The 12,359-nt window shown below is 70.2% G+C and carries 9 protein-coding genes and 1 pseudogene; 9 read left to right on the forward strand and 1 reads right to left on the reverse strand.

Annotation, left to right across the window (positions count from 1 at the left end):
* The 6 genes and pseudogenes from uvrA to whiA form a co-directional block, all read left to right on the forward strand.
* Positions 1-1,651: pseudogene (gene uvrA / locus VGS97_RS22985) on the forward strand (excinuclease ABC subunit UvrA); the annotation flags it as partial.
* A 202-nt stretch (positions 1,652-1,853) separates the two neighbouring features.
* A complete protein-coding gene (locus VGS97_RS22995) occupies positions 1,854-2,390 on the forward strand; it encodes a Rieske (2Fe-2S) protein (RefSeq protein WP_326855705.1) in 537 nt (178 codons plus the stop codon).
* Between the two features lie 120 nt (positions 2,391-2,510).
* On the forward strand, positions 2,511-4,649 hold the full coding sequence (uvrC, locus tag VGS97_RS23000; protein ID WP_326855706.1) for an excinuclease ABC subunit UvrC: 2,139 nt from the start codon (positions 2,511-2,513) through the stop codon (positions 4,647-4,649).
* 89 nt (positions 4,650-4,738) lie between these two features.
* Complete coding sequence (gene rapZ / locus VGS97_RS23005; RefSeq protein ID WP_326855707.1) at positions 4,739-5,656, forward strand: RNase adapter RapZ; 918 nt, start codon at positions 4,739-4,741, stop codon at positions 5,654-5,656.
* Positions 5,653-6,654, forward strand: coding sequence for a uridine diphosphate-N-acetylglucosamine-binding protein YvcK (locus tag VGS97_RS23010; RefSeq protein ID WP_326855708.1), 1,002 nt, complete (start codon positions 5,653-5,655; stop codon positions 6,652-6,654). The genes rapZ and VGS97_RS23010 overlap by 4 nt, the downstream gene beginning before the upstream one ends.
* Positions 6,655-6,953: 299 nt before the next feature.
* The gene (whiA, locus tag VGS97_RS23015; RefSeq protein WP_326855709.1) at positions 6,954-7,952 is read left to right on the forward strand and encodes a DNA-binding protein WhiA; all 999 of its coding nucleotides are present in this window, start codon (positions 6,954-6,956) and stop codon (positions 7,950-7,952) included.
* Positions 7,953-8,118: 166 nt separating this feature from the next.
* Here whiA and VGS97_RS23020 read toward each other — a convergent pair whose 3' ends face one another.
* Positions 8,119-8,787, reverse strand: a complete 669-nt coding sequence (locus VGS97_RS23020; RefSeq protein WP_326855710.1) for a class I SAM-dependent methyltransferase — start codon at positions 8,785-8,787, stop codon at positions 8,119-8,121.
* Positions 8,788-9,023: 236 nt separating this feature from the next.
* On the opposite strand from VGS97_RS23020, the gene gap reads away from it, so the two are divergent.
* The 3 genes from gap (at position 9,024) to tpiA (ending at position 12,187) form a co-directional block, all read left to right on the forward strand.
* Positions 9,024-10,049: a type I glyceraldehyde-3-phosphate dehydrogenase gene (gap, locus tag VGS97_RS23025; RefSeq protein WP_326855711.1), complete on the forward strand. Its 1,026-nt coding sequence runs from the start codon at positions 9,024-9,026 to the stop codon at positions 10,047-10,049.
* A 122-nt stretch (positions 10,050-10,171) separates the two neighbouring features.
* Positions 10,172-11,389: a phosphoglycerate kinase gene (locus tag VGS97_RS23030; RefSeq protein ID WP_326855712.1), complete on the forward strand. Its 1,218-nt coding sequence runs from the start codon at positions 10,172-10,174 to the stop codon at positions 11,387-11,389.
* Between the two features lie 3 nt (positions 11,390-11,392).
* A complete protein-coding gene (gene tpiA / locus VGS97_RS23035) occupies positions 11,393-12,187 on the forward strand; it encodes a triose-phosphate isomerase (protein WP_326855713.1) in 795 nt (264 codons plus the stop codon).
* Positions 12,188-12,359: the final 172 nt, after the last annotated feature.

Genomic DNA, 12,359 nt, shown 5'->3' on the forward strand with positions numbered 1-12,359 from the left:
CCAGCCGGGAGCGCTACGCCGGGTACATGCGCGAGGTGCCCTGCCCGTCCTGCGGCGGGGCCCGGCTGAAGCCGGTATCCCTCGCGGTGGCCGTGGACGGCAAGTCCATCGCCGAGTTCTGCGCGCTGCCGATCGGCGAGCTGGCCAAGAGGCTGCTCGAGCTCGAGCTGTCCGACCGGGACCAGCAGATCGCGGGCCGGATACTCAAGGAGGTCAACGCCAGGCTGGGCTTCCTGCTGGATGGGGGGCTTGACGACCTGACGCTGGACCGGGCGTCGGCGACGCTGGCGGGCGGGGAGGCGCAGCGGATCCGGCTGGCGACGCAGATCGGCTCGGGCCTGGTGGGGGTGCTGTACGTGCTGGATGAGCCGTCGATCGGGCTGCACCAGCGGGATAATCACCGGCTGCTGGAGACGCTGATCAGGCTCCGGGACCTGGGCAACACGCTGATCGTGGTCGAGCATGACGAGGACACCATCCGCGCGGCCGACTGGGTGGTGGACATCGGGCCGGGGGCGGGCGAGCACGGCGGCCACATCGTGGTGTCCGGCCCGCTGGCCGAGCTGCTGGGCTGCGCGGACTCGCTGACCGGCGCGTACCTGACCGGCCGCGAGGTGATCCCGGTGCCCCGGGCGCGGCGGCGGCGGTCGGCGGGCAGGGAGGTCGTGGTCCGGGGCGCCGCCGAGCACAACCTGCGCGGCATCGACGTGGCGTTCCCGCTGGGGTGTTTCATCGCGGTCACCGGCGTGTCGGGGTCGGGCAAGTCGACCCTGGTCAACGACATCCTCTACAGCGCGCTGGCCAAGCAGCTGCACGGCACCCGGATCGTGCCCGGCAAGCACACCCGGGTGACCGGCATGGCGCAGCTGGACAAGGTGGTGCACGTGGACCAGGGCCGATCGGGCGGACGCCGCGGTCCAACCCGGCCACCTATACCGGGGTGTTCGACCACGTGCGGAGGCTGTTCGCGCAGACCACCGAGGCGAAGGTGCGCGGGTATCAGCCGGGCAGGTTCTCGTTCAACGTCAAGGGCGGCCGGTGCGAGGCGTGCGCCGGGGACGGCACCATCAAGATCGAGATGCAGTTCCTGCCTGATGTGTATGTTCCGTGCGAGGTGTGCCACGGCGCCCGCTACAACACCGACACGCTGGCGGTGCACTACAAGGGCAAGACGATCGCCGACGTGCTGGGCATGCCGGTCGAGGAGGCCTGCGGGTTCTTCGAGGCCATCCCCGCCATCCACCGGCACCTGAAGACGCTGGTGGATGTGGGCCTGGGCTACGTGCGGCTCGGGCAGCCGGCCCCGACGCTGTCGGGCGGGGAGGCGCAGCGGGTCAAGCTCGCCTCCGAATTGCAGCGGCGCTCCACCGGGCGGACGATCTACGTGCTCGACGAGCCCACCACGGGCCTGCACTTCGAGGACATCCGCAAGCTGCTCGGCGTGCTCGGCCGGCTCGTGGAGAGCGGCAACACGGTCATCGTGATCGAGCACAACCTGGACGTCATCAAGACCGCCGACTGGATCGTGGACATGGGCCCCGAGGGCGGCAGCGGCGGCGGCCGGGTGGTCGCCGAGGGCACCCCGGAACAAGTGGCGAAGATCAAGGCGTCGCACACCGGCCGCTTCCTCAAGGAGATCCTCAAGAGCTGAGGGCGAGCGGGAGATCGGGAGATCAGGCCGCAAATTGGGCCGGGTGGCGATGAACCCAAGCATTTACTGATATTCCAGGTGAATCGGCCGGGCGCCTGAACCGATCATCGCGGCCGTGCGTTCTACAGGGCATCGTGACAATGTCGGGCGACAAGGGTGGGTACCCTGTCGCCCGACACCGTTATCCGCGGAAGGAAACCCGATGACCCTGGAAGTGACCCAGCACCAGGCCGCCGACGAGACCGAGGCCAACCATGGTTCGAGCCGCCGAACGGTGCTGCGTGTGGCCGGGGTGGGTGGCGCCGTCGTCGCCGCCGGTCTGACCGCCGCCGCGTGCAGCAGTTCGTCGAGCAACAACGCGTCGTCCGGCGACACCCCGGCGTCCAGCGCACCGGCCGGTGGCGGCTCATCGCCGTCCGCGTCCTCCAGTTCGAGTGGTTCGGGCGGCGGCGCCCTGGCCCAGACCTCGGACGTACCGGTGGACGGCGGAACGGTCGTCACTGCGGATGGCGGGACCGTGATCACCCAGCCCGCCGCCGGCACTTACAAGGCATTCACCGCCATCTGCACCCACCAGGGCTGCACCGTGGGCTCCGTGTCGAACAATCAGATCATGTGCCCTTGCCACGGCTCCATCTACAGCGCCAAGGACGGCTCGGTGGTCCAGGGCCCGGCGCCCAGCCCGCTGGCCGCCAAGCAGATCACCGTGTCCGGCGGGCAGATCTTCCTGGCTTCCTGACCCTCCACCGAGGAAAAGCCGGGGCGTCGCGAAGAGGCGGACGAACAAGCGTGTGACGCCCCGGTTCATCCCGCGGACATCCCTCGGTGCGGTGTCACTTCTGAGCACTAGGGTGGGGACGTGACCGATCCGGCGACCTACCGGCCGGCCCCCGGCTCGATCCCCACCCAGCCAGGGGTCTACAAGTTCCGCGATCCGCACGGCCGCGTCGTCTACGTCGGCAAGGCCAAGAACCTGCGCTCGCGGCTGTCCAACTACTTCCAGGACCTCGCCGCGCTGCACCCGCGGACCCAGGCCATGGTGACCACCGCCGCCGCGGTCGAGTGGACCGTGGTGACCACCGAGGTCGAGGCGCTTCAGTTGGAGTACGCCTGGATCAAGGAGTTCGACCCGCGGTTCAACGTCCGGTACCGCGATGACAAGTCGTACCCCAGCCTCGCGGTCACCGTCGGCGAGGAGATTCCGCGCGTGCAGGTCATGCGCGGCCCGAAACGCAAGGGCGTGCGGTACTTCGGTCCCTACGCCCACGCCTGGGCGATCCGCGAGACCGTTGACACACTGCTGAGGGTCTTCCCGATGCGCAGCTGCTCCAACGGCGTCTATCGGCGCGCGCAGCTGTCCGACCGGCCCTGCCTGCTCGGCTACATCGGCAAGTGCTCAGCACCCTGTGTCGAGCGGGTCAGCGCCGAGGAGCACCGCCGGATCGTCGACGACTTCTGCGCGTTCCTCGCCGGGCACACCGCCGCGTACACCAAGCGGCTGGAGACCGAGATGCGGCAAGCCGCCGCGCTGCTCGAATTCGAAAAGGCCGCGCGCCTTCGCGACGACCTTGCCGCCTTGCAACGGGTCCTCGAACGCAACGCCATCGTGCTCGGCGACGGCACCGACGCGGACGTGGTCGGCATCAGCGAGGACGAGCTCGAAGCCGCGGTGCAGGTTTTCCACGTGCGCGGCGGCCGGGTGCGCGGCCAGCGCGGCTGGGTGGTCGACCGGGTCGAGGAACTGGACACCGGCGGCCTGGTCGAGCACTTCCTCCAGCAACTCTACGGCGACCAGTCCGGCGAGGCGGTGCCGCGCGAAATCCTGGTGCCCGCGCTGCCCGAGGACAGCGCCGCGATAGACGCCTGGCTCAGCGCACTGCGCGCGACAAAGGGCGGCGCGACGAACGGCGGCACGGCGAACAACGGTTCGTCGCACCCGGCCGGCCGGGTCGAACTGCACGTGCCGCGTCGCGGCGACAAGCGCGCACTGATGGAGACCGTCGAGCGCAACGCGAAGCAGGCCCTCGCGCTGCACAAGACCAAGCGCGCCTCCGACCTGACGACGCGCAGCCAGGCCTTGCAGGACATCGCGGACGCCCTCGCCATGGACCAGGCTCCGCTGCGCATCGAGTGCTACGACATCTCGAACCTTCAGGGCACGAACGTGGTCGCATCCATGGTCGTGTTCGAAGACGGCCTGCCGCGCAAGTCGGAGTACCGCCGCTTCACCATCAAGTCCTTCGAGGGCCAGGACGACGTGCGCGCCATGCACGAAGTGCTCACCCGCCGGTTCCGCCGCTACCTCGCGGAGACGTCCCGGCGCGGCGAGGCGCTGCTACCGGACGATCCGGGTGATGTCAGCGACGGTGGCGACGTTAACGGCACCAACCTCAACGGTGACGCCGCGAGCGGCTTCCCGCACGCCGAGAGCGCCGACGACATCCCCGACGGCGAGAAGCTCAGCCGCAGCGCCTACCCGCCGCAGCTGGTCCTCGTCGATGGCGGCCCGCCACAGGTCGCCGCGGCCGCGCGGGCGCTGGCCGAGCTCGGCATCGACGAGGTCGCCGTCGCCGGTCTGGCCAAGCGGATGGAGGAGATCTGGCAGCCGGGCCAGGACGACCCGGTCATCCTGCCGCGCACGAGCGAGGCGCTCTATCTGCTGCAACGCGTGCGCGACGAGGCGCACCGGTTCGCCATCGCCTTCCACCGGCAGAAACGGTCCAAGGCGATGACCGCCAGCGCCCTCGACCAGATCCCCGGACTCGGTGAGACCCGGCGCAAGGCACTGATGAAACACTTCGGGTCGGTGAAGGCGCTGCGCGCCGCCACCGCCGAGCAGCTGGCCGAGGTGCCGGGCATCGGCCCGGCCACCGCGGCCTCGATCGTCGCGGAGCTGGCCCGCCCGACGGGCCGGGACGGCACCGGCCGCGACAGGGCCGACCGGCCGTACGCGATCAACACTGCTACGGGTGAAATCCTCGAAGAGAGCGACAATTGAGAAGAAACGGGCGTGTCGTCAGGCCAGGATAAGCACCGCCCGTGACCGCAACGCACCGGCACGCCGAGTCCAAGGGGGACTGAGAGACGATGGTGAGTGCTGCAAAGACGAGCGCAGGGGAACCTGAGCCCGACCAGAGCGGGGTCGAGCCGCCCGAGCTCGTCGTCATCTCGGGGATGTCGGGGGCTGGCCGCTCCACCGCCGCCAAGGTCCTGGAGGATCTCGGCTGGTTCGTGGTGGACAATCTGCCGCCCAGCCTGATCCCGACCATGGTCGACCTGGCCGCGCGCACTCGGGGGAGCGTGCCGCGGATCGCCGTGGTGGTCGACGTGCGCGGCCGCTCCTTCTTCGAGCACCTGCACGAGTCGCTGGCACAGATCGACTCCGGCGGCCTGCGCCACCGGATCGTGTTCCTCGACTCGGCGGACGACGTGCTGGTACGCCGGTTCGAGAACGTCCGCCGCCCGCACCCCCTACAGGGCGACGGCCGGATCACCGACGGCATCGCCCATGAGCGCGAACTGCTGCGCGAGCTGCGTGGCGAGGCCGACCTCGTGCTGGACACCTCCAGCCGCAACGTGCACGAACTGCGCGCCGCGCTGGAGAGCGTGTTCGCCGAGTCCGGGCAGCCCGAGCTGCGCGCCACGGTGATGTCCTTCGGCTTCAAGTACGGTCTGCCAGTCGACGCCGACCTGGTGGTGGACTGCCGTTTCCTGCCCAACCCGCACTGGATCCCCGAACTGCGGCCCAAGACCGGGCTCGATCCCGAGGTCGGCGAGTACGTGCTCGCCCAGCCCGGGGCGAAGGACCTGCTTGAGTCCTACGGCGACGTGCTACGCACCATCACGGCGGGGTACCGAAGGGAGGGAAAGCGTTATCTGACCCTTGCGGTAGGGTGCACCGGCGGGAAACACCGTAGTGTCGCGATGGCTGAGCAGATCGCGGCGCGTCTGAACGACGACGGTGTGGACACCACGGTGGTCCACCGGGACATGGGACGCGAGTGATCGACGACAAAGCGAAGGACCGGCCCAGCGTCGTGGCCTTCGGTGGCGGCCATGGACTGCACGCTTGCCTTTCCGCGCTGCGCCGGGTGACCGACCGGCTCACCGCCGTGGTCACGGTCGCCGACGACGGCGGCTCCAGCGGGCGCATCCGCCGCGAGCTCGCCGTGCTGCCGCCCGGAGACCTGCGGATGGCGCTGGCCGCGCTCTGCGGCGACGACGAGTGGGGACGCACCTGGGCCCGCGCGCTCCAGCACCGCTTCTCCGGCGACGGTCAGCTGGCCGGGCACGCGCTCGGCAACCTGCTGATCGTGGCGCTCTGGGAGCAGCTCGGCGATCCGGTCGGCGCGCTCGACCTGGTCGGACGGCTGCTCGGCGCGCAGGGCCGGGTACTGCCGATGTCCGCGGTGCCCTTGGAGATCGAGGCGACCGTGCGCGGCGCCGACCCGGGCCGCGCGGACGCGATAACCACCGTGCGCGGCCAGCACGCGCTGGCCAAGACTCCCGGCGAGGTGCTGGCGGTGCGACTGCTGCCGGAGAACCCGCCCGCCGTGCCCGAGGCGGTCGCGGCGATCCACGAGGCGGATTGGGCGATTCTCGGGCCCGGTTCCTGGTTCACCAGCGTGCTGCCGCACCTGCTGGTCCCGGAGCTGGCCGAGGCGCTGACCACGACTCGCGCCCGCCGGATGATGGTGCTCAACCTGGTGCCGCAGGAAGGCGAGACGGACGGCTACACGCCCGCCGACCACCTTGCCGTGATCACCGCGCACGCCCCGGCCTTGCGGCTGGACGCGATCGTGGTCGACCCGACGTCGATACGCGGCGACGAGGAGGAGCGTCAACTGGCGAAGGCCGCCGCCGCTCTCGGCGCCCGGGTGCACACGGCTGCGGTCGCCGCCGACGGAGATCTGCCCTACCACGACCCGGAACGGCTTGCCGCCGCACTGCACCCGCTGCTGACGCAGGCTCAGGTGCGCGACCCGGTCCGGGACCTGGCGTAGCGTCAGAGCGGGATGTGGACGGCCGGGCCGAGCCGGACCTGGAACGCGCGACGTCGCACCGGCGCCGAACCAGATGTCTTTCGGGTGTTGTTTCGGTCAAGGTGCTGCGCTTTGCGCCATTCGAGTGTCATCCTGACCAGTGACGTGCGAACGGATGGGGAAGGTCCGCGACGCACGGGCCGTTACGCTACTTCGGTGCGCGGGCGGGCGATCTTTCGCCGACGGCCCGCGTCTCCGTCGGCGCGCCCGGGGAAGCCGGGGGGTCCGAAAACAGGCGAGGCGAGGAGGCCGCAGAGGCGATGGCGATGACCGCGGCGGTCAAGGACGAACTGAGCCGGCTCACCGTGGTGAAGCCCTGCTGCCGGAAGGCGGAGGCCGCGTCGCTGCTGCGCTTCGCCGGATCCATCCATCTGGTGCAGGGCCGGATCGTGATCGAGGCCGAACTGGACACCGCGTCCGCGGCCCGGCGGCTGCGCAAGGACATCGCCGAGGTCTACGGGCACACCTCGGAACTCGGCGTGATGGCGCCCGGTGGGCTGCGCCGGGGCAGTCGCTACATCGTGCGCGTGGTCAAGGACGGCGAGGCGCTGGCCCGGCAGACGGGCCTGGTCGACGGCTGGGGCCGGCCGATCCGCGGCCTGCCCCCGCAGGTGGTCTCCGGGGCGGTCTGCGACGCGGAAGCGGCCTGGCGCGGGGCCTTCCTCGCGCACGGTTCGCTGACCGAGCCCGGCCGCTCCTCGGCGCTGGAGATCACCTGCCCCGGGCAGGAGGCGGCTCTCGCCCTGGTCGGCGCGGCCCGCCGGCTCGGCGTGTCCGCGAAGAACCGCGAAGTGCGTGGAGTGGACCGGGTCGTGGTCCGGGACGGCGACGCGATCGGCGCGCTGCTGACCAGGCTCGGCGCGCACGAGTCGGTGCTGGCCTGGGAGGAGCGGCGGATGCGCCGCGAGGTGCGTGCGACCGCCAACCGGCTGGCCAACTTCGACGACGCGAACCTGCGTCGCTCGGCGCGAGCCGCGGTAGCGGCGGGAGCGCGGGTGGGCCGTGCACTGGAGATCCTCGGCGCGGAGGCCCCGGAGCACCTGGCCGTCGCCGGCCGACTGCGTCTGGAGCACCGGCAGGCCTCGTTGGAGGAGCTGGGCGCGCTGGCCGAGCCGCCGCTGACCAAGGACGCGGTCGCCGGCCGCATCCGGCGCCTGCTCGCCCTGGCCGACCGGCGTGCCGCAGAGCTCGGCCTGCCCGGCACCGAGGCCAGCCTGACTCCGGAACTGTTCGCCGAGGCGGGCGTCGGCGCGGAGTGACCGGGGCGCCTGTGCGGCGTCGTGACTACCACACAGTGCATTATTAACAGGCCCACGCGGCAGAGCGGCGTCGGAATTGATTGAGCGTCGGAATTGTCTGACGCTATGTCAGGTGGTCAGGTGGTCAGGTGGTCAGGTGGTCAGGCCAGGTAGGCCACCAGGGAGGTCAGGCAGCTGCGGGTGGCTTGCGGGCGAGTACGAAGGCCTGCGCTGTACGTTCCGGGAACGGACCGTCGAGGTCCCGTTCGCGCCATGTCCTGGACCGGGTGACGAAGCCGGCCCCGTCCAGTAGCCGCGCCACGTGCTCGGGAGCGCGGCGGCGGAAGTCGAGGTCGACGGTGTGACCGACTGCTTCGGTCAGGTGCAGCACGTCGTCGCCGACTTGGAACGCGAGCAGTAGGTGGCCGCCCGGGGCCAAGACCCGGTGGAATTCGGCGAAAGTCCCCGGCAACCGGTCGTCGGGCACGTGGGTGGTCGAGTACCAGGCCAGCACGCCGCCGGCTTCGCCGTCGGGCAGGTCGAGCGCGAGCATCGAGCCCACCTCGAAGCGCAGCCCGGGGTGCTCGCGCCGGGCTACCGCGATCATGCCGGGCGACAGGTCGATCCCGAAGACCGGCACGCCGAGCTCGTGCAGGTGCGCCGTGACGCGTCCGGTGCCGCACCCCACGTCGGCGACCGGCCCTCGACTTTCGGTGTGGACAAGCTCCGCGAACGCGGCCAGCAGTGCGCGCTCCAGCGGCTTGGCGGCCAGTTCGCCGCGCACGAGTTCGGCGTAGCCATCGGCGATCGTGTCGTAGGAGGCGCGCGTGGTGCGCACGAAGTCGGGCTCGTTCATGGCGGGTAACGTAGCCTCCGCCGCCGACACCGCTGTTGGAGCGGGATCGGGCAGGTTGCGGGGGCTTTCTGCTCCTGTTACCAGCAGGTAATACCATAATCCGGGCCGGTTGGATCGTCGATCCTTTGCCCCTGTAAGTTGATGCCTATCTATCACGGATATCACCAGCACGTCGTGGGCCGGGGCGGCAAAGGCCTTATCCGGCGTCGGCGTGCCTCAAGCGAGGAGACCGGTTCGTGACGACCCGCGTTGGAATCAACGGCTTCGGCCGCATCGGCCGCAACTTCTTCCGGGCCGCCTTGGCCTCCGGCGCCGACATCGAGATCGTCGGCATCAACGACCTGGCCAAGCCGGAGATCCTGGCCCACTTCCTCAAGTACGACACGAACCTCGGCCGGTTCCCGGGCAGCGTCGAGGCCAGCGAGACCGCGCTGGTCATCAACGGCAAGCAGATCAAGGTCCTCTCCGAGCGCGACCCCGCCGCGCTGCCGTGGAAGGAGCTCGGCGCCGAGGTCGTCGTCGAGTCCACCGGCCTGTTCACCAAGGCCGAGGACGCCCGCAAGCACATCGACGCCGGCGCCCAGAAGGTGATCATCTCCGCCCCGGCCACCGGCGAGGACATCACCGTGGTCATGGGCATCAACGAGCAGGACTACGACGCGGCCCAGCACCACGTCATCTCGAACGCGTCCTGCACCACCAACTGCCTGGCCCCGCTGGTCAAGGTGCTGCTCGACGAGTTCGGCATCGAGCACGGCCTGATGACCACGATCCACGCGATGACCACCGAGCAGCAGCTGCTCGACCAGATCTCGCTGACCCGCAAGGGCACCATCGATCTGCGCCGCGCCCGCGCCGCCGGCTCGTCGATCGTGCCGACCTCCTCCGGCGCCGCCAAGGCGCTGCCGGTGGTCATCCCCGAGGTCAAGGGCAAGCTGAACGGCTTCGCCTTCCGGGTGCCGGTGCCGGTCGGCTCGGTCACCGACCTGACCGTGGAGCTGTCCCGGGAGACCACGAAGGAAGAGATCAACGCCGCCTTCAAGAAGGCCGCGTCCGAGGGCTCCCTCAAGGGCTTCCTGAAGTACACCGAGGACGAGATCGTCTCTTCGGACATCGTGACCGACCCCGCGTCCTGCATCTTCGACTCGAAGCTGACGCTGGCTCAGGGCACGCAGGTCAAGGTCGTCGGCTGGTACGACAACGAGTGGGGCTACTCGAACCGCCTGGTGGACCTGATCAAGCACGTCGGCGCGCAGCTGTAACCGCTGCCGTAACGACTGCCGGCTCCCGGAGCCACCCCGCCGTGACGGCTCGACGGACCCGCACGACACACTGTGAGCGTGTCGTGCGGGTCCTGCCTTGCCCTCCCCATTCTGGAGAAACGATGAAGACGATTGACGACCTTGAGGTCTCGGGCAAGCGGGTGCTCGTCCGCGCCGACCTCAACGTGCCGCTCGACGGCACGCGCATCACCGACGACGGCCGGATCCGCGCCTCGGTGCCGACGCTCAGCGCCCTGCTGGAGCGCGGCGCCAAGGTCATCGTGACCGCGCACCTCGGCCGACCGAAGGGCGACCCGGAGACCGACAAGAAGTACTCGCTCGCGCCGGTCGCCGCGCGCCTCGCCGAGCTGCTCGGCAAGCCGGTCGCGTTCGCTGCGGACACCGTCGGCGAGTCGGCCAAGGCCACCGTCGCGGCCCTCGGGGACGGCGAGATCGCGCTGCTGGAGAACGTGCGCTTCAACCCGGCCGAGACCAGCAAGGACGCGGTCGAGCGCGGCAAGTTCGCCGACGAGCTGGCCGCCTTCGCCGACCTGTTCGTCTCCGACGGCTTCGGCGCCGTGCACCGCCGCCACGCGTCCGTCTACGACGTCGCCGAGGACTTGCCCAGTGCGGCCGGCTACCTGATCACCAAGGAGCTGGACGTCCTCAAGCGGCTGACCGAGAACGTGGAGCGGCCGTACGCGGTCGTGCTCGGCGGCTCGAAGGTCTCCGACAAGCTCGCCGTCATCGACAACCTGCTGGACAAGGCCGACCGGATCCTGATCGGCGGCGGCATGGTCTTCACCTTCCTCAAGGCCCAGGGCCACGAGGTCGGCAAGTCGCTGCTCGAAGAGGACCAGCTCGAAACCGTCACCGGCTACCTGGAGCGGGCCAAGGACAGCGGCGTCGAGATCGTGCTGCCGGTGGACATCGTCGCCGCGACCGCCTTCGCCGCCGACGCCGAGCACGAGGTGGTGGCCGCCGACGCGATCCCGGCCGACCGGCTGGGCCTGGACATCGGCCCCGAGTCCGGCAAGCTGTTCGCCGCGAAGCTCGCGGGCACCAAGACGGTGTTCTGGAACGGCCCGATGGGCGTGTTCGAGATGGAGGCCTTCGCCGGCGGCACCCGCGCCGTGGCCCAGGGCCTGCTCGACTCCGGCGCGTTCACCGTGGTCGGCGGCGGCGACTCGGCCGCGGCCGTGCGGCAGCTCGGGTTCGTCTCCGACGACAATGGGCACAGCGATGAGGACGCCTTCGGCCACATCTCGACCGGCGGCGGCGCGTCGCTGGAGTACCTGGAGGGCAAGCTCCTCCCGGGTATCACGGTGCTGGAGGGCTGAGCCATGGCCGATGAGTCCCGCGTCCCGCTGATGGCGGGCAACTGGAAGATGAACCTCAACCACTTCGAGGGCCTCGCGCACGTCCAGAAGCTCGCCTTCTCGCTCACCGACAAGGACTACGCGGCGGTCGAGGTCGCGGTGCTCCCGCCGTTCACCGACCTGCGCTCCGTGCAGACCCTGGTGGACGGCGACAAGCTGAAGATCAAGTACGGCGCGCAGGACGTCTCACAGCACGCCTCCGGGGCGTACACCGGCGACGTCTCGGCGGCGATGCTGGCCAAGCTCGGCTGCGCGTACGTCGTCGTCGGGCACTCCGAGCGGCGGCAGTACCACAGTGAGTCGGACGAGCTGGTGGCCGCGAAGGCCAAGGCGGCGCTCGGCAGCGGCATCGCCCCGATCGTGTGCATCGGCGAGGGCTTGGAGGTGCGCAAGGCCGGCGGTCACGTCGAGTACACCCTGACGCAGCTCGACGGCTCGCTCGCCGGCCTGACGGCCAAGCAGGTCGAGCGCACCGTGATCGCGTACGAACCGGTCTGGGCGATCGGTACCGGCGAGGTCGCCACTCCGCAGGACGCGCAGGAGGTCATCGGCGCAATCCGCGGGCGGCTGGCCGAAAGCCACGGCGCCGAGGTCGCGGCGAAGGCCCGGATCCTCTACGGCGGCTCGGTCAAGGGCTCCAACGCGGCCGGGATCATGGCCCAGCCGGACATCGACGGCGCGCTGATCGGCGGAGCCTCCCTGGACCCGGAGGACTTCGTGCGGATCGTGCGCTACCGTGATCAGGCCGTGAACTCGTAGCGCCGAAGGGCCGTGCCACCCCGTACCACGTACTAGGGGGTGTTTGAGAAGTGGGGCCGGGGTCGCGGCGCCTGTCACGCACGCTCGCCGCGTTGTCGGTTCGCCCCCAGACAACCAGTCTGGAGGCGAACCTCCGCCTTGCGATCGCACGCGCCATGCGCCGCGCCCTGAA

The sequence above is a fragment of the Actinocrinis sp. genome (assembly GCF_035946395.1).
Taxonomy (GTDB): domain Bacteria; phylum Actinomycetota; class Actinomycetes; order Streptomycetales; family Catenulisporaceae; genus Actinocrinis.